The organism is Pseudomonas sp. LS-2 (genome assembly GCF_003605735.1).
Taxonomy (GTDB): domain Bacteria; phylum Pseudomonadota; class Gammaproteobacteria; order Pseudomonadales; family Pseudomonadaceae; genus Aquipseudomonas.
This window is the reverse complement of sequence record NZ_QXTJ01000045.1, coordinates 1-26,411: the sequence shown is the minus strand read 5'-3', so window position 1 is coordinate 26,411 and position 26,411 is coordinate 1. Positions and strand designations below refer to the sequence as shown.

At 59.4% G+C, this 26,411-nt stretch carries 22 protein-coding genes; 13 read left to right on the top strand and 9 right to left on the bottom strand.

Annotated features, from left to right (window positions below; genetic code table 11):
• Positions 1-78 precede the first annotated feature (78 nt).
• From lepA to pdxJ, 7 genes are all read left to right on the top strand, one after another.
• A complete protein-coding gene (lepA, locus tag D3M70_RS28645) occupies positions 79-1,875 on the top strand; it encodes a translation elongation factor 4 (protein ID WP_110950134.1) in 1,797 nt (598 codons plus the stop codon).
• Between the two features lie 9 nt (positions 1,876-1,884).
• Positions 1,885-2,739 (top strand): signal peptidase I, encoded by an 855-nt coding sequence (lepB, locus tag D3M70_RS28640; RefSeq protein ID WP_120129351.1) that lies wholly within the window; start codon positions 1,885-1,887, stop codon positions 2,737-2,739.
• Between the two features lie 104 nt (positions 2,740-2,843).
• Entirely contained in the window at positions 2,844-3,221 is a 378-nt protein-coding gene (locus D3M70_RS28635; protein ID WP_120129350.1) for a DUF4845 domain-containing protein, read from the top strand.
• A complete protein-coding gene (rnc, locus tag D3M70_RS28630; protein WP_062388196.1) occupies positions 3,218-3,907 on the top strand; it encodes a ribonuclease III in 690 nt (229 codons plus the stop codon). The genes D3M70_RS28635 and rnc overlap by 4 nt, the downstream gene beginning before the upstream one ends.
• Positions 3,900-4,802, top strand: a complete 903-nt coding sequence (gene era, locus D3M70_RS28625) for a GTPase Era (RefSeq protein WP_120129348.1) — start codon at positions 3,900-3,902, stop codon at positions 4,800-4,802. The genes rnc and era overlap by 8 nt, the downstream gene beginning before the upstream one ends.
• A gap of 175 nt (positions 4,803-4,977) precedes the next feature.
• The gene (gene recO / locus D3M70_RS28620; RefSeq protein ID WP_120129347.1) at positions 4,978-5,667 is read left to right on the top strand and encodes a DNA repair protein RecO; all 690 of its coding nucleotides are present in this window, start codon (positions 4,978-4,980) and stop codon (positions 5,665-5,667) included.
• Between the two features lie 47 nt (positions 5,668-5,714).
• Complete coding sequence (gene pdxJ / locus D3M70_RS28615) at positions 5,715-6,461, top strand: pyridoxine 5'-phosphate synthase (protein ID WP_120129345.1); 747 nt, start codon at positions 5,715-5,717, stop codon at positions 6,459-6,461.
• A gap of 79 nt (positions 6,462-6,540) precedes the next feature.
• Here pdxJ and cmoB read toward each other — a convergent pair whose 3' ends face one another.
• The 4 genes from cmoB to lon form a co-directional block, all read right to left on the bottom strand.
• Positions 6,541-7,500: a tRNA 5-methoxyuridine(34)/uridine 5-oxyacetic acid(34) synthase CmoB gene (cmoB, locus tag D3M70_RS28610; protein WP_120129344.1), complete on the bottom strand. Its 960-nt coding sequence runs from the start codon at positions 7,498-7,500 to the stop codon at positions 6,541-6,543.
• Positions 7,497-8,240, bottom strand: coding sequence for a carboxy-S-adenosyl-L-methionine synthase CmoA (gene cmoA / locus D3M70_RS28605; RefSeq protein ID WP_120129342.1), 744 nt, complete (start codon positions 8,238-8,240; stop codon positions 7,497-7,499). Before cmoA ends, cmoB begins: the two co-directional genes overlap by 4 nt.
• A gap of 91 nt (positions 8,241-8,331) precedes the next feature.
• Entirely contained in the window at positions 8,332-8,724 is a 393-nt protein-coding gene (locus D3M70_RS28600; RefSeq protein ID WP_120129341.1) for a protease inhibitor I42 family protein, read from the bottom strand.
• 176 nt (positions 8,725-8,900) lie between these two features.
• Positions 8,901-11,318 carry an endopeptidase La gene (gene lon / locus D3M70_RS28595; RefSeq protein ID WP_120129339.1) on the bottom strand — a complete coding sequence of 806 codons (2,418 nt, stop codon included), beginning with the start codon at positions 11,316-11,318 and terminating at the stop codon, positions 8,901-8,903.
• Positions 11,319-11,583: 265 nt separating this feature from the next.
• Here lon and D3M70_RS28590 point away from each other — a divergent pair, with 265 nt between their 5' ends.
• The 4 genes from D3M70_RS28590 (at position 11,584) to D3M70_RS28575 (ending at position 15,941) form a co-directional block, all read left to right on the top strand.
• Positions 11,584-12,255, top strand: a complete 672-nt coding sequence (locus D3M70_RS28590) for a methylamine utilization protein (protein ID WP_120129338.1) — start codon at positions 11,584-11,586, stop codon at positions 12,253-12,255.
• On the top strand, positions 12,252-14,606 hold the full coding sequence (locus tag D3M70_RS28585; RefSeq protein WP_120129336.1) for a bifunctional diguanylate cyclase/phosphodiesterase: 2,355 nt from the start codon (positions 12,252-12,254) through the stop codon (positions 14,604-14,606). The genes D3M70_RS28590 and D3M70_RS28585 overlap by 4 nt, the downstream gene beginning before the upstream one ends.
• 85 nt (positions 14,607-14,691) lie before the next feature.
• Positions 14,692-15,510, top strand: a complete 819-nt coding sequence (locus tag D3M70_RS28580; protein WP_120129334.1) for a DUF3034 family protein — start codon at positions 14,692-14,694, stop codon at positions 15,508-15,510.
• Positions 15,511-15,512: 2 nt separating this feature from the next.
• A complete protein-coding gene (locus D3M70_RS28575; RefSeq protein WP_120129885.1) occupies positions 15,513-15,941 on the top strand; it encodes a group 1 truncated hemoglobin in 429 nt (142 codons plus the stop codon).
• Between the two features lie 168 nt (positions 15,942-16,109).
• On the opposite strand, the gene D3M70_RS28570 is transcribed toward D3M70_RS28575, so the two are convergent.
• Together D3M70_RS28570 and D3M70_RS28565 are read right to left on the bottom strand one after the other, a co-directional pair.
• The gene (locus tag D3M70_RS28570; RefSeq protein WP_120129333.1) at positions 16,110-18,530 is read right to left on the bottom strand and encodes a glucose/quinate/shikimate family membrane-bound PQQ-dependent dehydrogenase; all 2,421 of its coding nucleotides are present in this window, start codon (positions 18,528-18,530) and stop codon (positions 16,110-16,112) included.
• A 128-nt stretch (positions 18,531-18,658) separates the two neighbouring features.
• Complete coding sequence (locus D3M70_RS28565) at positions 18,659-20,023, bottom strand: carbohydrate porin (protein WP_120129331.1); 1,365 nt, start codon at positions 20,021-20,023, stop codon at positions 18,659-18,661.
• A 500-nt stretch (positions 20,024-20,523) separates the two neighbouring features.
• Between D3M70_RS28565 and D3M70_RS28560 the strand changes: the two genes are divergently transcribed.
• Positions 20,524-20,757: a VF530 family DNA-binding protein gene (locus D3M70_RS28560; protein WP_120129329.1), complete on the top strand. Its 234-nt coding sequence runs from the start codon at positions 20,524-20,526 to the stop codon at positions 20,755-20,757.
• A 23-nt stretch (positions 20,758-20,780) separates the two neighbouring features.
• Positions 20,781-21,437, top strand: coding sequence for a Pr6Pr family membrane protein (locus D3M70_RS28555; RefSeq protein ID WP_120129328.1), 657 nt, complete (start codon positions 20,781-20,783; stop codon positions 21,435-21,437).
• Between the two features lie 126 nt (positions 21,438-21,563).
• On the opposite strand, the gene D3M70_RS28550 is transcribed toward D3M70_RS28555, so the two are convergent.
• From D3M70_RS28550 to D3M70_RS28540, 3 genes are all read right to left on the bottom strand, one after another.
• A complete protein-coding gene (locus D3M70_RS28550) occupies positions 21,564-22,334 on the bottom strand; it encodes a siderophore-interacting protein (protein ID WP_120129326.1) in 771 nt (256 codons plus the stop codon).
• Positions 22,331-22,924, bottom strand: coding sequence for a PadR family transcriptional regulator (locus tag D3M70_RS28545; RefSeq protein ID WP_120129325.1), 594 nt, complete (start codon positions 22,922-22,924; stop codon positions 22,331-22,333). Before D3M70_RS28545 ends, D3M70_RS28550 begins: the two co-directional genes overlap by 4 nt.
• 221 nt (positions 22,925-23,145) lie before the next feature.
• Complete coding sequence (locus D3M70_RS28540) at positions 23,146-26,271, bottom strand: transglycosylase domain-containing protein (protein WP_120129323.1); 3,126 nt, start codon at positions 26,269-26,271, stop codon at positions 23,146-23,148.
• Positions 26,272-26,411: the final 140 nt, after the last annotated feature.

Here is a 26,411-nt window from a genome sequence, read left to right as displayed (position 1 = left end):
CTCAGTCTTCCTTCAGGTACAATTCCCGGCTATTTTTCGGCGGGCAGTCTGCCTGCAACCTTTTTCGAGTGTTGATCCGTGAGTGATTTGAGTCATATCCGCAATTTCTCCATCATCGCCCACATTGACCATGGCAAGTCGACGCTGGCAGACCGTTTCATTCAAATGTGCGGTGGCCTCACCGAGCGCGAAATGGAAGCCCAGGTTCTCGACTCCATGGACCTGGAGCGTGAGCGCGGTATCACGATCAAGGCCCACAGCGTCACCCTTTATTACAAGGCGAATGACGGCATCACCTATCAGCTGAACTTCATTGACACCCCCGGCCACGTGGACTTTACCTATGAAGTCAGCCGCTCGCTGGCCGCCTGTGAAGGCGCGCTGCTGGTGGTCGACGCCGGCCAGGGCGTGGAAGCGCAGTCCGTCGCCAACTGCTACACCGCCATCGAGCAGGGCCTGGAGGTCATGCCGGTCCTGAACAAGATGGACCTGCCGCAGGCCGATCCGGACCGCGTCAAGGAAGAGATCGAGAAGATCATCGGCATCGATGCCACCGACGCCGTCGCCTGCAGCGCCAAGAGCGGCATGGGCGTTGACGAGGTGCTTGAGCGTCTGGTCAAGACCATCCCCGCGCCAACCGGTAATATCGAAGATCCGCTGCAAGCGCTGATCATCGACTCCTGGTTCGATAACTACCTGGGCGTCGTTTCCCTGGTGCGTGTGCGTCACGGTCGCGTCAAGAAGGGTGACAAGATCCTCGTCAAATCCACCGGCAAGATTCACCTGGTGGACAGCGTCGGTGTCTTCAACCCCAAGCACACCGCCACCGCCGATCTGAAGGCCGGCGAAGTAGGCTTTATCATTGCCGGTATCAAGGACATTCACGGCGCGCCGGTGGGTGATACCCTGACCCTGAGTTCGACCCCGGACGTCGAAGTGCTGCCAGGCTTCAAGCGCATCCAGCCGCAGGTCTATGCCGGTCTGTTCCCGGTCAGCTCCGACGACTTCGAAGATTTTCGCGAGGCGCTGCAGAAGCTCACGCTGAACGACTCCTCGCTTCAGTACACTCCGGAAAGCTCCGATGCACTGGGCTTCGGCTTCCGTTGCGGCTTCCTCGGCATGCTGCACATGGAGATCATCCAGGAGCGCCTCGAGCGCGAGTACGACCTGGACCTGATCACCACCGCACCGACCGTAATCTTCGAGCTGCTGCTCAAGACCGGTGAAACCATCTACGTTGATAACCCGTCGAAGCTGCCGGATCTCTCGACCATCGAGGACATGCGCGAACCGATCGTTCGGGCGAACATCCTTGTGCCTCAAGAGCACCTGGGCAACGTCATTACGCTGTGCATCGAGAAACGCGGCATCCAGCACGACATGCTGTTCCTCGGCACTCAGGTTCAAGTGACCTACGACTTGCCGATGAACGAAGTGGTACTGGACTTCTTCGACCGTCTGAAGTCGACCAGTCGCGGCTATGCATCGCTGGACTACCATTTCGATCGTTATCAATCGGCGAATCTGGTGAAGCTCGATGTTCTGATCAACGGCGACAAGGTCGATGCCCTGGCGTTGATCGTGCACCGTGACAACGCGGCCTACAAAGGCCGGGCGTTGACCGAAAAGATGAAAGAACTGATTCCTCGTCAGATGTTCGACGTGGCAATCCAGGCCGCCATCGGTGGCCAGATTATCGCGCGTACAACCGTCAAGGCCCTCAGAAAGAACGTACTGGCCAAATGTTACGGTGGCGACGTCAGCCGTAAACGCAAGCTGCTTGAAAAGCAGAAGGCCGGTAAGAAACGCATGAAGCAGGTCGGTAACGTGGAAATCCCACAGGAAGCCTTCCTTGCAGTGCTCAGGTTGGAATAAACAGGCCCTATGTCACTAAATTTCCCGCTGTTGTTGGTCATCGCCGTGTTTGTCTGCGGTCTGCTGGCCCTGTTCGATCTGATCATACTGGCGCCGCGTCGACGGACTGCGATAGCGAATTATCAGGGCAGCGTGAGCCAGCCGGATGTCGCTGTCGTGGAGCAGTTGAACAAGGAGCCGCTGCTGGTTGAATACGGCAAGTCGTTCTTTCCTGTGCTGTTCATCGTGCTGGTGCTGCGTTCGTTTCTGGTCGAGCCGTTCCAGATTCCGTCCGGCTCGATGAAACCGACGCTGGATGTGGGCGATTTCATCCTGGTCAACAAGTTTTCCTACGGCATCCGTCTGCCGGTGATCGACCTTAAGGTCATCCCGGTGGGTGATCCGCAGCGGGGGGACGTGATGGTGTTTCGCTATCCGAGCGACCCGAACGTCAATTACATCAAGCGTGTCGTAGGTCTGCCGGGCGATGCCATTCGCTACACCAATGACAAGCAGTTGTTCATCAACGGACAACTCGTTGCCAAGCAACTCATCGGTTCCGAGCCCGGTACCCTGGGAAGCGCGGAGCTCTATAACGAGAAACTGGGCGAGGTCGAGCATCAGATCCGTCAGGAAATGAGCCGTTACCGCGCCCCGCCTGACCATGAGTGGACCGTTCCGGCGGGTCACTATTTCATGATGGGCGACAACCGCGACAACTCCAACGACAGCCGTTACTGGGATGACCCCAATATTCCCAAGGCCGAGCTGGGCATGGTTCCCGACAGAAATATCGTCGGCAAGGCCTTCGCCGTCTGGATGAGCTGGCCGGAGCCTAAGCTGAGTCACTTGCCGAACTTCTCGCGAGTCGGGTTGATCAAGTAACCGATGCGGCGCTGTTTGATACAGCGCCGTATGTCATTTCGGCGGGCTATGCTGCAGGGTTCAACCTTGCACACAGCAGGGAAGGGCTATTCTTGAGGGCACACATGACATCTGCCGATTCGCAAAAAGGCTTGTCGTTCATTGGGTGGCTGGTTTTGCTGGCCGTCCTTGCATTTGCCGCGAGTACCGCAGCCAAAGTGGTGCCGCATTACCTCGATTACATGTCGATGAAGAAAATCATCGAAGCCGCTGGTACGGACAAAACCGCGGAAATCGCCGATAGCGGCGATTTCTACGAATACGTCGCCAAAGGCATGCAGGTCAATAACATTCGGGATTTGGATTTGAACAAGGCGTTAAGTGTGACGACGGAGAACAACAGGTTCCTCGCCCATTTGAAATACGAAAATCGTGAGCCACTGATCCAGAACATCGATCTGGTGGTCAAGTTCGACCACGAATTCAGCGTGGGTAAACCGTGAGCGTGTCATTAAGTCGCCTGGAGCGTCAGCTCGGCTATACCTTCAAGGATCAGGAACTGATGGTTCTGGCCTTGACCCACCGTAGTTTTGCCGGGCGCAATAACGAGCGTCTGGAATTCCTCGGTGATGCGATCCTCAATTTCGTGGCTGGCGAGGCGCTGTTCGAGCGTTTCCCTCAGGCTCGCGAAGGTCAACTGTCACGTCTGCGCGCACGTTTGGTGAAGGGCGAGACGCTAGCTTTGCTGGCTCGTGGTTTCGACCTGGGTGAATACCTGCGACTGGGTTCAGGAGAATTGAAGAGCGGCGGCTTCCGTCGCGAATCGATTCTGGCAGACGCACTGGAAGCGCTGATCGGTGCGATCTACCTGGACTCGGGTATGGAAATGGCCCGTGAGCGGGTGCTTGCCTGGCTGGCCAGCGAGTTCGACAGCCTCACGCTGGTCGACACCAACAAAGACCCAAAAACGCGATTGCAGGAATTCCTGCAGTCTCGCGCTTGCGAATTACCGCGCTACGAAGTGGTGGATATTCAGGGCGAACCGCATTGCCGAACATTTTTCGTCGAATGCGAGATCACCTTATTGAACGAAAAAAGCCGGGGACAAGGTGTCAGCCGTCGCATTGCCGAACAGGTAGCCGCGGCCGCAGCCCTCATCGCCCTGGGTGTGGAGAATGGCAATGACTGATTCAACTGCAACGCGCTGTGGCTATGTCGCCATCGTTGGCCGGCCAAACGTGGGTAAGTCAACGCTGCTGAACCACATCCTCGGCCAGAAACTCGCGATCACCTCGCGCAAGCCTCAGACCACTCGTCACAACATGCTGGGCATCAAGACTGAAGGCGCCGTGCAGGCGATCTACGTCGATACCCCTGGTATGCACAAGGGCAGTGACAAGGCGCTGAACCGCTACATGAACAAGACCGCGTCCGCAGCGTTGAAAGACGTCGATGTGGTGATCTTCGTGGTCGATCGCACCAAGTGGACCGACGAAGACCAGATGGTACTGGAGCGCGTGCAGTACGTGACCGGCCCGCTGATCGTCGCGCTGAACAAGACTGATCGCATCGAGGATAAGGCCGACCTCATGCCACATCTGTCCTGGTTGCAGGAGCAACTGCCGAATGCGCAGATCATCCCGATTTCGGCGCAACAGGGGCACAACCTCGAAGCGCTGGAAAAGGTGATCGCTGAGCAGTTGCCGGAGAACGATCATTTCTTTCCGGAAGATCAGATTACCGACCGCAGTAGCCGTTTCCTGGCCGCCGAACTGGTTCGCGAGAAGATCATGCGCCAATTGGGTGCCGAGCTTCCTTACCAGATCACCGTCGAGATCGAAGAGTTCAAGCAGCAGGGCAAGACCCTGCACATCCATGCCTTGATCCTCGTGGAGCGTGACGGCCAGAAGAAAATCATCATTGGCGACAAGGGCGAGCGCATCAAGCGTATCGGTTCCGATGCCCGTCGTGACATGGAGGTGCTGTTCGACTCCAAGGTCATGCTCAACCTGTGGGTGAAGGTCAAGGGTGGTTGGTCCGATGACGAACGCGCCCTGCGTTCGCTGGGCTATGGCGACCTGTAAGGGCAGCGTCGCGGCCGCTCATCGATCTCCCGGATGAAGGCCCCGCAGGTTCACCTCTAGCAGCACGGCTTGCCGGCGGTGGCGATTTCGGATCCGCTACCGCCGGCAAACCCTATTGCTCCTCAGGTAGCGTCCTCGGGGGCGTGCCAAGGTCGCGTCCGTTATCGAGAAACCCATGTCATCAAGCCCTCCCACCAGTCAGCTTGCCTATGTGCTGCACAGCAGGGCATATCGCGAGAACAGCGCGCTGGTCGATTTCCTTACCCCTCAAGGCCGTTTGCGTGCCGTGCTGCGCAGTGCCCGGGGCAAGGCCGGGTCGTTGGCGCGACCGTTCGTGCCGCTGGACATCGAGTTTCGTGGTCGGGGAGAGCTGAAAAACGTTGGCCGCATGGAAAGCGCGGGCATCCCGGCATGGCTGGAAGGCGAGGCGCTGTTCAGCGGTCTTTATCTGAACGAGTTGCTGATTCGCCTGCTGCCTGCAGAAGATCCTCATCCCGGTGTGTTCGATCACTATGCGGCGACGCTGCAGGCGCTGGCGCAAGGGCGTGCGCTGGAGCCATTGTTGCGGTCTTTCGAGTGGCGTCTGCTGGATGATCTGGGTTACGGTTTCGCCCTCGATGCGGACATCAACGGCGACCCGTTGGCGAGTGACGGGATGTATCGCCTTCAAGTGGACGCGGGGCTGGAGCGGGTGTATCTGTTGCAGCCCGGCCTGTTTCAGGGCGCTGAATTGATTGCCATGTCCGAGGCTGACTGGAGCGCGCCCGGTGCGCTGTCGGCCGCCAAACGTCTGATGCGTCAGGCGCTGGCGGTTCATTTGGGTGGCCGCCCGCTGGTGAGCCGAGAATTGTTTCGTAAGCCTTAGCCAAGGTGCAGTGCGCCTGGCCGTTCAAGTTTTCAGGAGAACAAAAAGTGACTCACAGCACCCGCATTCTGCTCGGCGTGAACATCGATCACGTGGCGACTCTGCGTCAGGCCCGTGGTACGCGTTACCCGGACCCGGTGAAGGCTGCGCTGGACGCCGAAGAGGCCGGCGCCGATGGCATCACCGTGCATCTGCGCGAGGACCGTCGCCACATCCAGGAGCGCGATGTGCTGCTGCTCAAGGATGTGCTGCAAACCCGCATGAATTTCGAAATGGGTGTCACCGAAGAGATGATGGCGTTCGCCGAGCGCATTCGTCCGGCGCACATCTGTCTGGTTCCGGAAACCCGTCAGGAACTGACCACCGAAGGCGGTCTGGATGTCGCAGGTCAGGAAGCCCGGATCAAGGCCGCAGTGGAGCGTCTGTCTGCCATTGGCAGCGAAGTCTCGCTGTTCATTGATGCCGATGAGCGCCAGATCGAGGCGTCAGCGCGTGTTGGTGCGCCTGCGATTGAGCTGCACACCGGCCGTTATGCCGATGCCGAGACCCCGACCGATGTCGCTCAAGAGCTGAAGCGGATCGCCGATGGCGTGGCTTTCGGCGTCCAGCAGGGCCTGATCGTCAACGCCGGTCATGGTCTGCACTACCACAACGTTGAAGCGGTCGCGGCGATCAAGGGTATCAACGAGCTGAACATTGGCCATGCGTTGGTGGCGCATGCACTGTTCGTAGGCTTCAAGTCGGCAGTGTCCGAGATGAAAGCGTTGATTCTGGCGGCCGCGTTGAAGGGATAACCATCTCCTGTAGCAGTCCGGCTTGCCGGCGGCAGCGTTCTCAAGTCCGCTACTGCCGGCAAGCCGGACTGCTACACGCTCAAGCCTTGCGACCGACGATAACCGCGCGGCGTGGGGCAGGTAAGCCTTCCACGGTCTTGCTGTGATCGTTCGGATCAAGGAAATCGCTCAACGACTGATAGCGCATCCATTCGGTGCCGCGTTGCTCCTCGACCGTGGTGGTGCTGACATCCACGCAGCGCACGTCAACGAAACCAGCACGGCGCAGCCACAACTCCAGCGCAGGCACCGAGGGCAAGAACCACACGTTGCGCATTTGCGAGTAGCGATCTTCAGGTACCAGCACCTGATGCACATCGCCTTCCACCACCATGGTTTCCAGCACCAGTTCGCCACCTTTGACCAGGCAATCTTTCAACGCCAGCAAGTGATCGATCGGCGATTTGCGGTGGTACAGCACTCCCATGGAAAACACGGTGTCGAATCCTTCGAGCCGTGGGGGCAGGTCTTCGAGCGTGAACGGCAGGTGCCACGCGGGCAGGTCCGGCAGATAGCGCTGCATCGCCTGGAACTGGCAGAAGAACAGCCAGTTCGGGTCGACGCCGATGACGCTGTCGGCACCGGCGCCGAGCATCCGCCACTGGTAGTAGCCATTCCCACAGCCGACGTCCAGGATGCGTTTGCCCTTGAGGTCCAGATGCGGTGAAACCCGCGACCATTTCCAGTCCGAGCGCCATTCGGTGTCGACGTGTACGCCGAACACATCGAACGGCCCCTTGCGCCAGGGCGACAGGCCCATCAGCGCAGCGCGGGTCTGCTCGCGGGTGGCTTCGTCGCAGTCAGCATCGAGAATGAAGTCATCCTTGAGTTCGACGCGGCTGGGCCTCAGATCAGGCAATGAGTTCAGCGCACCTTGCCAGCGCTCCAGGTCGCCATGGCCTTTTTCCATCTTCGCATCGAGTTGCGCCTGTAGCCCTTGGGCCCAGGCATACAGAGGGGTGCCCGCCAGACGGCGGACCAGTGGGGCTAGATCGATCATGGCAGGGCAATCAGAGAGGCGAAATTAAGGCACTGGAACCAGGGCACGACCTTGGAGAACCCCGCTGCGAGCAGGCGTTCTCGATGCTGTTCCAGACTGTCGGGTTTCATCACGTTTTCAATGGCGCTGCGTTTCTGGGCGATTTCCAGTTCGCTGTAGCCATTGGCGCGTTTGAAAGCGACGTGCAGGTCGGTGAGCAGGGCGTGTTCCTGGGGGTCGTCGAATCGCAACTTCTCGGACAAAATCAGCGCGCCACCGGGCAACAACGATTGGCGGATCCGGCCGAGCAGGGCCAGGCGCTGATCGGGCGCAATGAATTGCAGGGTAAAGTTCAGCGCCACGACCGAAGCGGGCTGGAATTCAAGAGCAAGGATGTCGCCGTCGATGACTTCCACCGGCAGCAACTCCTGGAACATCGAATCCTGGGCGTTTAGGTACTCGCGGCAGCGCTCGACCATGGCGGCCGAATTGTCGATGGCGATCACTCGGCAATCTTCGGTGCGCACATGGCGGCGCAATGCCTGGGTCACCGCGCCAAGGGAGCTTCCTAGGTCATACAGCACGCTGTGCGGCTGTGCGAACTGCGCCGCGAGCACGCCGAGATTCTCGACAATGGTCGGATAACCCGGCACCGAACGCTTGATCATGTCCGGGAACACGCGCACCACGTCCTCGTTGAAGGCGAAGTCGGGCACCTGTGCCAGCGGCTGGGCGAATATGCGGTCGGGTTCTTTGCTCACGGCGATTCCGGGGGATGAGGCGAAAAGTGCGGCATTTTAGCCAATTGTATGGCTTGGCCGAAACCTCATCTCATCGTGCGAGCGACAGGGTTCAGTTCACCGTGATCGCGCAGTCGAACGTACGCTCTGGTCGTACCTCCGGCGCCCAAGGTTGTTGGTAAACCATCATCAGGTGCCCAGTGCCGGCGTTAGCCGCTTTGTAACGCCAGACAGACTGGCCCTCGGTGCCAACAATCCCGACTTCCTCCGGGGTGTTGAACACTTCAGGGCCCATGGCGTTAAGGATCGAAGGTGCGGGATTCTGCATCAGCCAGCGATGCCCCGTGGTGGGGTTGCTGGGGAGCATGAGCATCAGGGTCTGGCCGGTCTTGAGGGTGATCGGGCAGTCTTTCTGGTTATCGAGGGACACGATCTGTTTCGGTTGCTGGGCACAGGCGGCCAGCAGGGCAAGGCTCAGCGGGACGAGCAGGCGGGCAAGGGTCATGAAGGCTCCGGTCGTAGGCAACGTGGAGCGAGCATAACTGAAGATGAAGGAGGTGAAACCCCGTCGGGGCAAACATCATCCTGTAGCGCTCCGGCTTGCCGAGGCAGGCGTTTATGAAATCGCTACCGCCGGTAAGCCGGGCTGCTACAGAGAGACGTGTGTTGCATCTGCGGACGTTAGAACAAGACCTTAGCCACATCCGAGAAGCGTTTGGCGAAGTGCACGGTCAGGCCTTCCTTGAGGTAGTCCGGCAGTTCTTCGAAGTTGCCACGGTTCGGCTCTGGCAGGATCAGTTCGAAGATCTTCTGCCGACGCGCCGCGATGACCTTCTCGCGCACGCCGCCAATCGGCAGAACATGGCCGGTCAGCGTCAGTTCGCCCGTCATCGCTACGCCTTTCTTGGGCGCCTGATTACGCGCCAGCGAGAGCAGAGCGCTGGCCATGGTCACGCCAGCACTCGGGCCGTCTTTGGGCGTCGCGCCTTCGGGAACGTGCAGGTGGACGAATGCTTCGTCGAAGAACCCTTTATCGCCGCCAAACTTTGCCAGATTGGAACTGACGTAGCTGTAGGCGATTTCCGCAGATTCTTTCATCACATTGCCCAGCTGGCCGGTGAGCTTGAAGCCTCGGTTGTGGGTGTGAATGCGCGTGGCTTCGATCGGCAGGGTCGCACCGCCCATGCTGGTCCACGCAAGGCCGGTGATCACGCCCGTGCCGGACAGCACTTGTTCGTTGCGGAATACCGGATGGCCCAACGACGCTTCCAGGTCCTTGGGCCCCAGTTTGATGACGGCTTTGGGATCGTCGATCAGCTTCATGACCGCTTTGCGCACCAGTTTGCCCAGTTGCTTCTCCAACTGACGCACGCCGGCCTCGCGGGCATAGCCGTCGATCAAGGACCGCAGGGCGCTGTCGCTGATGCTCAGGCTGCCTTTGGATACCCCGGATTTCTCCAGCAGTTTCGGCCATAGATGACGCTTGGCGATGGCGACTTTTTCTTCGGTGATATAGCCCGACAGGCGAATCACTTCCATGCGGTCCAGCAATGGGCCGGGAATGGAATCCAGGGTGTTTGCGGTGCAGACGAACAGGACTTTCGACAGGTCCATCCGCAGGTCGAGATAGTGGTCGAGGAATTCGACGTTCTGTTCAGGGTCCAGGGTTTCCAGCAGCGCCGAGGCCGGGTCGCCCTGATAGCTCTGGCCCATCTTGTCGATCTCGTCGAGCATGATGACGGGGTTCATCACTTCGACGTCTTTGAGCGCCTGCACCAGCTTTCCGGGCTGGGCGCCGATGTAGGTCCGGCGATGGCCCTTGATTTCCGCCTCGTCGCGCATGCCGCCGACGCTGAAACGGTAGAACGGACGGCCCAGGGATTCTGCGATGGATTTGCCGACGCTGGTCTTGCCTACGCCTGGCGGGCCGACCAGCAGCACAATGGAACCGCTGATTTCGCCTTTGTAGGCACCGACCGCGAGGAATTCGAGGATGCGGTCCTTGATGTCGTCCAGGCCCGCGTGGTGCTTGTCCAGCACCTTGCGTGCGTGTTTGAGGTCGAGCTTGTCTGCGCCGTAAACGCCCCATGGCACCGAGGTGGCCCAGTCAAGGTAGTTGCGGGTGACCGCGTATTCCGGCGAACCGGTTTCGAGGATCGACAGCTTGTTCATTTCCTCATCGAGGCGCTTTTGCACCTGCGCTGGCAGGGTCTTGCCTTCCAGACGCTGCTCGAACTGTTCGATGTCGGCGCTGCGGTCGTCTTTGGTCAGCCCCAGTTCCTGCTGGATGACCTTGAGCTGTTCCTTGAGGAAGAACTCGCGCTGGTGCTCGCCGATCTTGCGGTTCACTTCAGCGGAGATTTCTTTCTGTAGCCGCGCGACCTCGACTTCCTTGCGCAGCATCGGCAGCACTTTTTCCATGCGCTTGAGCACGGGCACGCAGTCGAGGACTTCCTGTAACTCAACGCCCGTGGCGGAGGTCAGGGCGGCGGCGAAGTCGGTGAGGGGTGACGGGTCGTTGGGGCTGAAGCGGTTGAGGTAGTTTTTCAGCTCCTCGCTGTACAGCGGGTTGAGCGGCAGCAGTTCCTTGATCGCGTTGATCAGGGCCATGCCATAGGCCTTGACCTCGTCGGTCGGCTCGTTGGGCTGATGCGGGTACTCAACTTCCACCAGAAACGGCGGGCGGTGGTGTTTTAGCCAGGTCTTGATGCGCACACGGCTCAGGCCCTGTGCCACGAATTGCAGTTTGCCGCCTTCACGGCTCGCATGGTGCACCTTCACCAGCGTGCCGTACTCGGGCAGCGCCTTGGTGTCGAAATGGCGTGGGTCTTCGGGGGGCGTGTCCATGAAGAACAGTGCCAGAGAGTGGTGATCCGATTTGCTCACCAACTCGAGGGTCTCGGCCCAAGGCTCTTCGTTAACGATGACCGGCAGAACTTGTGCCGGGAAGAACGGGCGGTTGTGAATCGGAATGATGTAAACCTGGTCCGGAAGGTTCTGGCCGGGCAGGGCAAGGCTTTTTCTGTCCGAACCGATCACTTCGTGCTCGTGATCGAAGTCATCGGACGAATGTGTGGAATCTGTGTGCTGGTCGCTCATGGGGCACCTGCATGAATGGAGATGGAGCTTAGATGGGGCAGTAAAGCTCAGGTTTCAATAGTTGCGGTCGATAGCATTGAATATCGGCGTCCATGTTTATGTCTGTGTCATTTGTGCCTTTCGTCGGCAATCGATAAGTGATGGCGTTGTGCCTGCTTTTAATGCGTGATCTTCCGCCAAGGGCCGGTTAATCTCGTCGGGACGCTGTAAAAACCGCCAGGGCCGGCGCTGTTCCAATCCCGATCAAGCTGTTCTGGACCTGTGCATGACTCACGTTGTCTCTTTTTTACTGGTGGCTACAACCCTTCTGTTCGGCACCGTCGCCAGCGCTGCCACCCTGACTGCCGATTTTGTTGATGCGCAGGGCAAGCCGCTCAATGATGTCGTGCTGACGCTTCAAGGTCCGGCGGGCAAAACTGATCCGGCGCCCAAGGCCGATATGGACCAGCGCGATCAGCGGTTCGCTCCCCATGTGCTCGCCGTGCGCACTGGCACACAAATCAAGTTCCCCAACAGCGACGACATCCGCCATCAGGTGTATTCCTTTTCCCCGGCCAAGCGCTTCGAGTTGCGCCTGTATGGAGGCACGCCCTCGGATCCGGTGCTGTTCGACAAGCCCGGCCTGGTCGTGCTCGGCTGCAACATCCACGACTGGATGCTGGGCTATGTTTATGTGACCGATGATCCCTGGTTCGGCGTGAGCAGTGACAAAGGCACGTTGGCCCTCGACCAGATGCCCGCAGGTCACTATGTGGCGACCCTGTGGCATCCCCAGGCGCCTGACATGCAGCCTGTGTCAGGCGGCGAATTCGACATTCCCGCCTCGGGTCTGCATCAGCGCTTCAGCGTTGCCATGCAGCCCAAGAGTGACGATATGCCCCCAGCGCCACCGTCCAGCGCGTTCGGCGATGCCTTTCATAAAGCCGCCCATGAATGAAACTACGAATTAGCTTTCAGGCACGCATTGCCGGCGTGCTGATCATGCTGCTGTTGATCGTGGTCGTTGCGGTGTTTCTTGCCGTGAAGGCAGCGACGCAGGACGCTGTGCGCAAGCAGGCACAGGCGCAACTGGAAGTGGGTACGCGGGTTTTCGAAGGTTTGTTGGAGATGCGTGGCAAGCGGCTGCGCGACGCGGTGCAGTTGCTGTCCAGCGATTTCGGCTTTCGCGACGCAGTGGCGTCTGCCGACTCGGCCACCATCCGCTCGGTCCTGCTTAATCACGGGGCGCGCATCAACGCCAATGACATGTTTTTGCTGGGCATGGACGGCAAGGTCCTTTCCAGTACCGTGGATCAGATTCCCGAAGGCTCGCCGTTTCCGTACACCCAGGCGCTGCGTGACCTGAAGGCGCATAACCAGTCGATGCTGATCGTGCCACTGCAAGGCAAACCGCACCTGCTGGTCGAAAGCACGGTGCTGGCGCCGTTGCCGATCGCGCGGGTGGTCATGGGTTTCAGCATGGACGACGACCTGGCGCAGGAGCTTCGTTCGCTCAGTGGTCTGCAGGTTTCGTTTCTCTCCGTGGTGCATCAGTTGCCGGGGCAGATCATCAGCACCCAGCCGCAACCGCTGTACGACAGCGTCCGTGGCGTGATGCTCAGCCGTGCCAGTGATCAGATGCAGATGACCGAACATGGCGATCAGCGCTTTCTGAGCAAGCGTCTGAGCCTGGGCAACACCGGTGATGTAGCGGGGGATCAAGTCGTGGCACTGCTGCAAAGCCCCCTTGATCAAGCCATGCAGGCCTTTGCGCCACTGGACGAAAAGCTGTTCTGGATTACGCTGGTCGCCCTCGGAGGATCGCTGATCGGCACCTTGCTGCTGGCGCGCAGTGTGTCACTGCCAGTGCGGGCGCTGGCGTTGGCCGCCGAGCGCATCGGGCAAGGCGATTACAGCACGCCCGTGGCCCTTGAGCGCAGTGATGAGCTGGGCCTGTTGGCCGGTGCTATCAACTCGATGCAGAGCGGGATTGCCGAGCGCGAGCAGCAACTGGCCCACAACGCGCTGCACGACGGCCTCACCGGACTGCCCAACCGGGCGCTGGTGATGGAGCGTCTGGGCAGTGCGATCTCGGCTCAGCGCTCGGTAGCCTTGCTGTATCTGGGTATCGACAACTTTCGGGCTATCAATGACAGCATCGGTCCTGAAGGTGTCGAGCAGCTATTGCAGGTCATTGGCGAACAGTTGCAACTGCCATTGCGGCCCGGCGACACCGTGGCGCGTCTGTCCGGCAACGAATTCCTGCTGCTGGTGCACAACGTCCAGACCGACAGTGCCGTGGCCGTGGCCGACCGTCTGCAGCGGTTGCTGCTCAAGCCGCAGCGCATCGCGGACCATGATATTTCCCTGGACGCCTGCATTGGCATCGCTGCGTATCCGGTCAACGGTGACTCGCCTTCCGAACTGCTCCGTCGCGCGTCCATCGCACGTCAGGACGCCGCGCAGATGCCCGGTCGTCTGCAGGTCTATGAAGATGGCCGAGACCTGGCGCACCAGCGGCAGATCAGCCTTATTCGCGATCTGCGTCACGCCGCACGAAACGGCGAACTGGCGCTGCATTACCAGCCGAAACTGGACATCCGCAGTGGCCGGGTGCTCCAGGCGGAGGCCTTGCTGCGCTGGCAGCATCCGCAATTCGGAAATGTCTCTCCGGCCGAGTTCATCGTGTTGGCCGAGCGAACCGGCAGCATTCAGATTCTCACCAGTTGGGTCATTGAAGAAGCGATGCGTCAGCTTGCCGAATGGGCCCGTCGCGGGCTGCATGTGCAGCTCTCGGTGAATATTTCGGCGGACGATCTGCTCAGTGGCGATCTGTCTCACCGTGTGTCGGATCTGCTCCAGCGGTACCGCGTGCCGGCCGAACAATTGATATTCGAAATCACCGAAAGCGCCGTAATGCGCGAGCCCGAGCATGCCCTGAAAGTGCTTGATCGCCTGCGCGAATGTGGCATCAGCCTGTCGGTGGATGACTTCGGAACCGGCTACTCGTCGCTGGCGCACCTCAAGCGGCTGCCGGTGCAGGAGTTGAAGATCGATCAGTCTTTCGTGCGCAATCTGGATGAAACCAGTGAAGACGCGGTGATTGTCCGTTCGACCATCGAGATGAGCCATAACCTGGGGCTCAGGGTGGTCGCCGAGGGCGTCGAGTACGAACACAGTTTGCGTCTGTTGGAACGCTGGCACTGCGATACCGCGCAGGGCTATCTGATCAGCCGCCCGCTCACTGCGGTGGCGTTCGAGGCATGGATTGCCAAGTCTCACAGCTCACCGAGCATGATGGTCTCCTGATTGGTTGAAAGTTATGGCACGTAGTCTCTCTGCTGTTTTCAGCCCTGTGGTGTTGGCAAGTGTGGTGGGCGGCTGCGTGAGTGCAATGCCGCCTGTGGTTGAGGCCGATCAGGGTCGCCTGATTGCGACCGGTGGCGCCAGCAGTATCGAGGGCGCCGCAGGTGGCGGGATCATCCCGTGGGCGGTACTCGCCGGTTACGACGAGAAAGGCGAGTGGGGCGCTAACGTTTTTGCGACCCATATCAACTTGCCGGACTACACGCTGGATGTCGCCGGTGCTGCGTTTTCCTACGGCAACCGCGTAGAGCTGTCGTACGCCCACCAACGATTCGACCTTGGGTCTTTGGTAAAAAAACTGAGCCTCCCGGAAGACAACCTCACGCAGGATGTATTCGGGGTCAAGGTGCGCCTGTTTGGCGATCTGATTTACGACCAGTTGCCGCAGGTGTCTTTGGGCCTGGAATACAAACATCAGAACGATTTCCTGATCCCGAGCCTCGTGGGCTCGAAACGCGACTCGGATGTCGAGGGTTACCTCACCGCCAGCCGTTTGTTTATGGGCGCCGCGTTTGGCTACAACGTGGTGGTCAACGGCGGGCTGCGTTACAGCCGCGCCAATGAAACTGGTTTGCTGGGTTTCGGCGGTGACCGTCGTGACACCCGCAGTGTGTTGAAAGAAGGCTCGGTAGCACTGCTGTTCAACCCGCGCTGGGCTGTTGGGGTCGAATATCGGGAAAAGCCTGACAACCTGTCGTTTGCGGGTGAGAGCGATTGGGCGGATATGTTTGTCGGGTGGTTTCCCAACAAGCATGTTTCGGTTGTATTGGCCTACGCGCGCCTCGGCGAGATCGCCACGCTAGATGACCAGAACGGCACTTATCTGTCTGTGCAGGGGAGCTTCTGATGATGCGGTCTTTGCGGTGGATGAGCGTTCTGGCGCTTGCGTTACTGGTCGGCTGCGCGCAACAGCCGCCCAAGGATGACAGCCTGTATCAGGACTTGGGGCAGCGGGCGGGGATTCAGAAAATCATCGAAGGCATGCTGTTGCACATTGCCAAGGATGACCGGATCTACAAGTATTTCGCCAAGGTCGACATCGTTCGTGTGCGCGACAAACTGGTGGAGAAGTTCTGTGTCGAGGCCGGCGGGCCGTGTACTTATGCCGGCGATACTTTGGCCGAGGCGCACAAGGGGATGAACCTGAGTCGCAGTGATTTCAATGCGTTGGTGGAGAATCTGATCGATTCGATGGATGACCAGCATGTTCCTGTGTCGGTGCAGAACCGCTTGATCGCCAGATTGGCGCCGCAGCGGGGGGAAGTGATCGAGAAGTAGGGCTGTGCTCTCTCGATCGATCACATATCCGTTTTAATGGTGCCGCTCTGGCATTCGAATTGAATCTCTGGCGCTTACAAAAGCGCGGGAGCTCATCATCGCCCAACAAAAAAGGCGGCCATCTCACGATGACCGCCTTTCTGTTTACTGCGTTACAGCCCTACCCGATTACTCCGGCAGTTTGTACGCAATGATGTAGTCACCCATCCGCGTACCCAGCGAACCGTGACCACCGGCCACGATCAGCACATATTGCTTGCCGTCTTTACCGGTGTACGTCATCGGCGTTGCCTGACCACCTGCTGGCAGACGTCCGGCGAACAGCTCTTTACCGGTTTTCACGTCATAGGCACGCAGATACTGGTCCAGCGTACCGGCCAGGAAGCCGACGCCACCTGCCGTTACCATCGAACCACCCATGCTCGGTACGCCCACTGGCAGACCGATCGGTACTGGCGTGTTGTCGCGGGTGGTGCCGTTCTTGTGCTTCCAGACCACTTGGTTGGTGGTCAGATCGACAGCGGCAACGTTACCCCACGAGGGGGCTTGGCATGGAATGCCGATCTGCGACATCAACGGGTGCATGATGACCGCGTACGGGGCACCGGTGTTTGGCTGCACGCCACTGGTTTCGCTTTCACGCTTGCTGCCGGCTTCTACTTTGGCGCGAGGCACCAGCTTGGAAACGAAGGCCATGTAGTTCGGGCTGGTGAACATCAGCTGACGTACGGGATCGACCGAAACGGCGCCCCAGTTGAACACGCCCACGTTACCCGGATAGATGATGCTGCCCTGTTCGGACGGAGGCGTGTACTGGCCCTCGTAACGCAGTTCCTTGAACTGGATGCGGCACAGCATCTGGTCGAACGCGGTCGCGCCCCACATGGATTTTTCGGTCAGCTCAGGCGGCAGCATGTTCAGTTGCGAACGTGCCTGAGTCGGCGAAGTACGGTCGCCTTGGGCGGCACCGGTTGGCGCAGGTACTTCGTCGATCGGCACGATAGGGGTGCCATTGCGACGGTCCAGCACGTACAGGCTGCCTTGCTTGGTCGGCTGAATCACGGCCGGCTTCACGCCGTCCTTGGTTTTCAGGTTGATCAGCGTCGGCTGGCTAGGTACGTCCATGTCCCACAGGTCATGGTGAGTGAACTGGTAGTTCCAGCGCACCTTGCCGGTGTTGACGTCCAGCGCGACCAGACCGGCGCTGTATTTTTCGGCGCCTGGGGTACGGTCGCCGCCGTACTGGTCAGGCATCTGGTTGCCCAGAGGCAGGAAGACCAGACCGAGTTTTTCATCGACGCTGGCCAGCGACCACATGTTCGGCGCGTTACGCGAGTAGAACTGATCGGCAGCGATCGGCGCAGTGGCGTCCGGGTTGTTCGGGTCCCAGTTCCACACCAGCTTGCCGTCGTGTACGTCATACGCGCGAATCACACCCGATGGCTCGTTGGTCGACTCGTTGTCGGTCACGTGGCCGCCGATGATAATCAGGTTGCGGGTGATCGCGGCAGGGGAGGTGGAGTAGTAACCACCGGCGGTGAACGGGCCGATGTTGGCGCGCAGGTCGACGGCACCTTTGTTGGCGAAGTCTTCGCAGACCTTACCGGTGTCGGCGTTCAGCGCGATCAGACGCGCATCGGCAGTCGGCAGGTACAGACGACGCGGGCACGAAGTGGCAACCGCCTGGCCAGCATCGGACAGCGCAGCCGCCGGTGCGCCGACGTCTGACTTGGCGTAGGCGTCTTCGTCGTAGTACGAAACGCCACGGCAGGTCATGTGCGCCCAGCCAGTGAAGTTCTTGGCGCCTTCCTTGGAGATCTGCGGGTCGTAAGACCAGATCGTCTTGCCGGTATCAGGGTCCAGCGCCAGCACCTTGCTGTGCGGCGTACAGGCATAGATCATGCCGTTGACCTTGAGCGGGGTGTTTTCGTTGGTCAGCTCCACCGGGTCTTCTGCGGTTGGCAGGTCGCCAGTGCGAATGCGCCAGGCTTCCTGCAACTTGCCGACGTTCTCCGGGGTGATCTGCTTGAGCGGCGAGTAGCGATTGCCGTGTTCGGAGCGACCATAGGCCTGCCAATCGCCATCGGGCATCGGTTGCGGATCGTACGCTACGCCGGCGTCATCGCGATCCAGTGTGCCTTTGATTTCACCTGGGCTGGTGAACTGGCTGGCCAGCGCGGTCAGACCTGCCAACACAACGGCGATGCTCAGGGCAACGGTCGGCATGCCACCCGCCTGGCCACGCAGCACGGGGCGGCGGAACCATGGCAGCAGCATGACGATGCCGAGAACGAACCACAGCGACAGACGTGGCACCAGTTGCCACCAATCCAGGCCGACTTCCCACAGCGCCCAGACCGTGCTCGCGAACAGCACCAGCGCAAACAGACCGAACGCCGATCGACGGCCCATGATCAGCAGGATGCCGGTGATGACGAAGCCGATACCGGTGAGCAGGTAGTACAGCGACCCGCCCAGTGTCAGCAGTTTGATACCGCCGGCCAATAAGGCCAGGCCCATGATCAGAATCACCAGCCCGAGCAAGCTCGGTAGCAGGCGACCCTTACTGAAAGCACCTTCAGTGCTCATAGTGTCGTACTCCGTAACGATTAAGTGGTTGACGCTTTGTTCTTTTCGCTTTGCCGACTCGAACCGTTTGAATCCGCTTCTTTCACGCTAGTTCCTGAAACGGGATTCATAAAGGTCAAATAGATCGATCAGAACGAAGATTGAATCTTCAGACCGGCTACCCACGCGTCGTCGACCTGGTTCACGCCGCCTGGATGACGGATGAACTGCAGGTTGGGGCGCACGGTCAGCCAGTTGGTGACGTGAACGCCGTAGTACAGCTCGGCGTTGTATTCGGTGTCTTGAACGGGCAGGAAGGCCGGATCATTGTAGCCAGAGACGCCTTGGGCCTGATTGCGCAGGTTGATGTTCTTGCGATAGGCCGGATTGACGTGAATGCGGCTGACCGCAAGGCCGATGTCATCCTGGGGACGAGCGTCGAACGGACCTTTGTAAGTGGCGCCGAGAGCGACGAAGTTGTCGATCATGTTGGTCTTCTTGTCGTGCAGCGTGCCGTTGGCGAACAAGCTCAGGCCACGGCTGTTGTCGCTGGCCAGGCTTGTGACTTGCTGGCGCAGGGTCAGCCACATGCCGTGCTTGCTGGACGAGGAGGCGTAATCATCGCCGCTGAGCGCTGCATAACGACCGTTGCTGTCCTTGTAGACGTCGCGGCTGTCGGCGGTGCTGTAGTAGTAACCGAGACGGTATTCGCCGGGCAGGTCGTTGACCTTCGGCGACCAGACCACTTCGACAGGCAATACCGCGCCTTGGGTGCCGCTGCCGCTGAGCTTGAAGTTGTTGTCGTTTTCCAGGTTCGACGGGTTCTGTTCGAACGCGCCGACCTGCACGAACAACTCAGGGTTGATCTGGTATTTGACGCGCATTGCCCACTGACTGACCGGCCAGTTGTACCAGATGCCGCCGCCCCAGTTACCGACCTGTGAGCCGCAGAACGCCAGATTCTGGAAGTCGCACGGAAAGGTATTGAAGTCTTCGCCTTCGTTGAAACGGCCGACCTTGACGCTCAGTTTCTGGTCGAAGAATTTTTGCTGATACCACATGTCTGTCAAGCGGGTGATGTTGCCACGTCCCCAGACTTCCTGCGACGAGGAGATGGTGCCGACGCGCGGGTCGGAAACGCGGTCGTTGCTGATGTTGTCGCCGTTGCGGTTGGTCAGCGTCAACTGGAACTCGGCGTCATGCCAGCCAAGAATCTTCTGCAGGTCCATGTGCGCGCCGAGTGCGAACTGATCGCTGTAACGGGTCGCCTTGTCATGGTTGTAACCGCCATGCAGGTTGGAGCCCACTTCCACGACCGTATCGAGTTTGAAGTCATAACCTTGCTGCGACAGCTCTGTCCGTTTGCCACCCCAATCGCCCAGCATCCACGGCGATTCACTGTCGAAAGCCGACGCTGCGTGAGCGCACGTGGTCAGGCTCAGGGCGATCAACCCCAGTGCATGGCGATGACGAAGCGGGCGAATGCGGGTGCAGCGTTTTGATTGAGAGGTCATGGCAATGGATTCTTTTTAGTGATCGGGGTACGGCGCAGGCGCCTGCTGCGTCGTTAAGCCGCGTGGCAAAACTTGACAGACTGACGAAAGAAACGGTTCAGCTGTCAGCGCGGCGCGATGATAGGGTGCTAATGGTCTTTTAAAAAGACGATTTTGCGACATGAATAGTTACCTGTTGCGCAACAGTTGTAGAGTTTCGGGTAGCGCTATCCCTCAGGGTTTATATGGGATGCGCGATTCGCGTGGCTTTGCGCAGAGTCCGCCACCCTTGCAGTGGCTGTATAGATGCGCATTTCATCGCCCCAAAATTCTGGTGGCGCGACGTTCCGTTTAATTCGAAGAAGTGTACGTCTGTAGCAGTATGGCTTGACGGCGGTAGCGATTATGACGACGCAACCGCCGGCAAGCCGTGCTGATACGACCCTTCACACTGGCGAGCACCTCCGCTAAGGTGCGCACCTCGCGAAAACGTCCTCATCATCGATTCCCAAAGGCCTGGCATGACCACACCGACACCCAACAACAACCCGCTGCATGGCGTGACGCTTGAGCAGATCCTCAATGCTCTGGTCGAGCATTATGAATGGGCAGGGCTGGCCGAGCGCATTGACATCCGCTGCTTCAAGAGCGATCCAAGCATCAAGTCGAGCCTGACCTTCCTGCGCAAGACGCCTTGGGCGCGGGAGAAGGTCGAACAGTTGTACGTGAAGCTGGCGCGTACCAAACGCTGGTGATCCGTGACCCAGGAATGAACGAGATGCCCAGCCAAACGCTGCAACTGACGACAGGACAGCGCCGTTATGCGACCGTCGCCGCGTTGCTTGGATGGTTTGCGCTGGCGGTGCAGCTGTACCTGATTCTGTGGGGGCGCTGGACCGATCAGGCCAGCCTGATGGGTGGTCTGGTACGGTTTTTCAGTTTTTTCACGGTGCTGACCAATACCCTGGTCGCGACGGTGTTGACCTGTGCAATCGTCGACCGTCATTCGGCAGGGCATCGGTTCTTCAGATCACCTGTCGTGTGTGCGGGGATCACCACCAGCATTCTGTTGGTGAGCATTGCCTACAACCTGCTGCTGCGGCATTTATGGACCCCGCAAGGCTGGCAGTGGATCGCCGATGAACTGCTTCATGACGTCATGCCATTGCTGTATCTCGGCTATTGGTGGCTGCACGGGCGCAAAGGCGTGCTGGGCCTGAAGCATTTACTGGGGTGGATGTTCTACCCGGTACTGTACTTCGGCTATCTGCTGTTTCGCGGGAATATGTTCGGCGATTATCTGTATCCGTTTCTGGATATCGGAACGCTGGGGCTGACGAAGGCATTGGTCAATGCCTTCGGGGTATTGGCGGGGTTTGTGGTGATAGGGCTGGTGATTTTGATGAGTGATAAACGGCGCATGCCCAAGGTCTGACGCTGCCTTGGTATCAACCCCCCAGTAGCAGTCTGGCTGGGCGGCGTTCCGTTGGCCGACGGTGGCAATTCAAAGGCGCTACCGCCGGCAAGCCGTGCTGCTACAGAAGGTCAATTACGACCCGGATCAGTCCTCGTCTGAGTCATCCAGGCGCCAGTAACCGGCAGCCTTGACCGCCGCTTCATCCAGTTTGAACTCATCGAGCAAAATGCGGCGAACCTTGCGCGACAGCGCGGACTCAGTCGCGACCCACGCATACAGATCGCCTTCAGGCAGGGTCAGTTGACGCGTCGCTTCCAGCAGATCCTGTTCTCCACGCAACACCCAGATCACCTCGACCTGAGCCTTACTCTCAAGCGCCTGCCGTTCGGCGTTATCTTCGATTTCAACCACCACCAGTGCTCGACGGTTGGCTGCCAGCTCTTCCAGACGACGGGCAATGGCGGGCAGGGCGGTTTCGTCACCAATCAGCAGGTAACTGTCGAACATGTCCGGAACGATCATCGAGCCGCGGGGGCCTGCGATGTGCAGGAACTGTCCGGGCTGGGCTTGGGCGGCCCAGGTCGCGGCAGGGCCGTCGCCATGCAGCACGAAGTCGATGTCCAGTTCGCCCGACGCTGCATCGTAGCGGCGAGGCGTGTAATCGCGCATCGCAGGCTTTGGTCCCTGGCCGTTGGGGCCCGGCATGAAGGTGTCCAGTGCCGCCTGTTCTTCTGGCGTGGTGGCGAACAACAACTTCACATGATCATCGGTTCCCAGGCTGATGAAACCCGTCAAATCCGGGCCGTGCAGGGTCACGCGGCGCATGCGCGGGGTGATGTCGGTGACGCGCAGGACTTCCAGCTTGCGACGTTTGATTTCATGGCTGACGCGATGGATCGATTGCTGTGAATTCATACGGACTTCTCCGACAGATTGTGTGGGCCATCGACGACGGCTTTGGCGGTCTCGTTAAGCAGGTCGCGAACGCGGATGATTTCTTCCGGGCTCCAACGACCGTGATGCATTTGCAGGGCGTGACGCAGGTTGTGCACGGCCTCGTGGATTTCCGGTGGACGGTCATGGCCGCGCAGCGAGCGCTTGCTGACTTCGATGCGCATTTTCACGCCGTCCAGTGCCACCGCCTGTTCAATGAGAAATTGCTGGCCGGCCGCGGTAATCTGGTAGCGCTTTTTGCCGCCCTCGGCGTCGCCGGTGATCAGCTCGCTTTCTTCCAGGAATGTCAGCGTCGGATAGATCACGCCGGGGCTTGGGCTGTAGGCGCCGTCGAACAGGCTTTCGATCTGGCGGATGAGGTCGTATCCGTGGCACGGCTGATCCGAGATCAGGGCCAGCAACAACAACTTCAGATCGCCGGGAGCGAAGACCCGAGGTCCACGCCCCCCGCGTTCCCGTCCGGTGCGTTTTTCGAATCCATCGCGACCGTCGCCATGGTCACCGAAGTGAGGGCGGTGGTGATGGGGGTGGTCGTGTGAGTGGTCTCTCATCTTTGTTCATCTCTCGTTACAAGTTAGATATACCTTAAGATATATCTTATTGTGTCTGCAAGAGGGTTAAAGACGAACGGTTCTCGTTTGGCGAGAGCAATGCATGAAAAAGTCGCACTGCCTCTGCAGCCGGCGCGGCTTGCCGGCGGTAGGTAGGTAGGTAGGTAGGTAGGTTGAGGGCTCAAACGCGGGCAAGCCGTGCGGCAACGGATCAGCGATGGTTATGGAAAACGGCTTGCCACTTGCGTCGCGGCCGGAGCCTTGCACTGGGTATAAGTCCCAGGCTCAAGGTAGCGATTGAGGATCGGCGCCATGCCCTTGAGCACTTGAACGGGCAAAGCCGAGGTGAACTTGAAGCTCTCTGCGGTGCGCCCCGGCACATAGGCGGTCAGCGTGCCGTAATGGTTATCGCCGATGTAGAACACGAACGTCGCAGTGCGGTTGATCGCTTTGGAGGCGATGATACGTCCACCGGATCCGAAGCTTTCGATCCGGTTATCACCCGTCCCTGTCTTGCCCCCCATCGCGAGCACGGTGCCGTCCTGAAGCTTGAAAGTGCCTGACACTCTTCTCGCCGTACCGGCATCGACCACTTGCGACAACGCCTCGCGCATCGCAGCAGCGACCTCCGACGACAACACACGCTTGCCCAGCTCGGGATTGTTGGTCAACAGCGTTTCGTATGGCGTGTCGGCGGCGAAGTGCAGACTGTCGATGCGCAGCACGGGAAGGCGGATACCGTCGTTCTGAATGATGCCGATCAGCTCCGCCAACGCGGCAGGACGGTCGCCGGAGCTGCCGATAGCGGTTGCCAGCGAGGGCACCAGATGGTCGAACGGGTAGCCCAGTCGCTGCCAGCGCTGATGAATATCGAGGAACGCTTCGATCTCCAGCATCGTGCGGATGCGGTTATCACGAGCGCTCTTGTGCCGGCTCTTGAACAGCCAGCTGTAAACCTCCTGACGCTCGAAACGGCTGGCGGCCACCGCGTCCTTGAACTTGGCCTCGGGGTTCTGCAGCAAATACCCGACCAGCCACAAGTCCAACGGATGAACCCTGGCGATGTAGCCTTGATCCGGCAGATCGAATTTTCCCGGACCGTAGGCGTAATACAGATCGTCCAGGCGCTTTTCGCTCAATGGTGGCTGGCGTTTGTCCGCCACGACATGGGCGCGTACGAAGGCGCTGAATGCGCTCTGACTGGCATTTGGCAGCAGATAACGGTGCACGGCAGCCATGCGACTGGCCGAGGGATGAACGCCATCGAGGAACGTGTCCAGACGATCCTGAGTGGTCTTGTTCTTGTAGCGCTTCCAGAATCGCAGCAGGAACGACGTCCCCTCACGGTCTGCAAATTCGGCCAGATACTCCTGACGCCTCGGGTCGCTGTCGTCCTTGAGCAGCACGGCACTGTTATTGGGGCCGGCATAGGTGGTGTAGCGCACCACATCGCGCATCAGACGAATGAACGGCAGGTTGATCGATTCGCGCAACGCATCGCGAAGCGTCGGGTTGCGGTCATTGTCTTCCCTGCGGAAGTTGTTGAAGTGATGCATCCCGCCGCCAGTAAAAAAGTATTCGCCAGGGCTTGCCGAGTATTTGCGATCCAGCGCTGCGGCGAGCATTTTCGACAGATCCCGATCCTTGTTCTGCATCAAGTAATCCACCGCCCAGCGAGACAGGCGGTCGAGATCTTCGACCGGTACCTTTTTCAGCTCCGCATTACTCATACCGGCGTATTTGTCGTGCAACTCGGAGATGATCTGGAGGTAGGTCGTCAGCACCCGCATTTTCGCGGTCGAGCCCAGTTCCAGCTTGCTGCCTTCGTTGATGTCGAACGGTTGATCGGTGCTGTCGGTCTGCACCCGCACCCGGGAGCCATCGGCGTCGCGTTCGAAAAGCGTAAAGCTGTAACGCACCGCCTGGGTGCTGGTGGGGGTCAGCAGGTGTTCGCCGAGCAGGCCCAGTTTGCCAGCGAATTCAGGGTTGGCCAGATCACGAAGGTATTGACCGACGCTGACCTGCAGATCGCTCTGCAGCGTGCTGGTGGCCGACAGATCGAGGCGGTCGAGATCGTAGAGTGAGCGGTCCAGCATGTTCGACAGACGGGTACGTGCGACGGTAATGCCCTTGTTGGTCTCGATGGGCTGCAAAGTGGGTTGCTGCACCCAATCGCGATAGGTGACGGTTGCACCGAGCGCGGCATCGGCCAGCGCCGGCTCGATGACTTTATTCTGTGCCAACAGGCGAATATGGCTGTCAGTCAGATCCGCCAGTTCCTTCCTGCCTTTGGCCAGATAGTGGGAGGGGCGCCGCTGCGCGATCACCAGCGACAGCACTTCGCGCAGAGCCAGACCCTGGGCCGCAAGGGTCTTGGAATCGTTGGCCGGGCTGGCCAGCAACTGATTGGTCCGGTCGAAATCAGCGCCGTACCAGACCCGCAAACCTTCGGCCATGCCATGCACTTCGCCATGTCCCGGCACGGCCGAGAGCGGCACGCTGTTGAGGTAGTCACGCACCACGCGCTGGCGGGCTTCTAGTGTCTGCGGGCCGGGTTGATAGGCGCGAACGCTGGCAGAAATCATCTGCCGAATCTTCTCGCCACCCGACACTGTCAGGCCATCGGGGGAATGGCGATATTTTTCCAGTTGGGTCGCCAACGTACTGCCCCCGGCCGATTGGCCCGGCAGCCCGATCACTTTCGCAACCTGAGAAACGGCAGCCTTGAGGAATCGCGGCCAGTCCACGGCCGGATTCGCCAGCGGCTGCGAGGCATCGAGCAAGTCCCGGTTTTCGATGTACAGCAGGCTGTTGACCAGTACGGGCGGGATGGCGGCAAACGTCGGGTAAAGCTGCTGCGGATAGGTGAATTGATAAAGCGCATCGCCGCGGCAGTCAGCGATGGTCAAACCGGATTGGCTTTTCTCCTGGTAGGGCACGAAGAAGCCGCGCTTGGCGTAGGAAAGCAGTTCAGGGGAAAAGTGAGCTTGTTCGACGATCCGGTAATCGCGCTTGAGCAACCGGGGCAGAAAGTCACCCAGCGCCGAGTAGCCCAGGCGTTTGTCGAACGGGCCATCGCCGGGAAACAGAATCGCCTCGCTGGCGCCGGACTCGACCGTATAGCTGAGGTCATGGGCAAACTGGCTGAATTCGCGGGCCTGCAGTTTCGAACTGCGGCTTTCCACCGAAATGGCAAATCCCAGGATCACCAACGCCATCAGCACCAAAACCGCCAGCGCACGCCACGCATGTCGCCAGTGGCTTGGGCTTGCCGGCATTGGAACGTCCCCCTGACTGTCAGCCGTGACCGCAGCCTTCTTTGCATCGGAATGCCACAAAGCGCCCATATCGTTGGCCCGGTTAAACCTGTTAATCGCACCTGACTACAAGCTTAGACGCTGGTTGGGGAACCCTCCATGTCAGGATAGTTGTCGCTTCTTCTATAGATGGAGGGCGTAGGACTGTCACATGAAACAACGCCGCTATT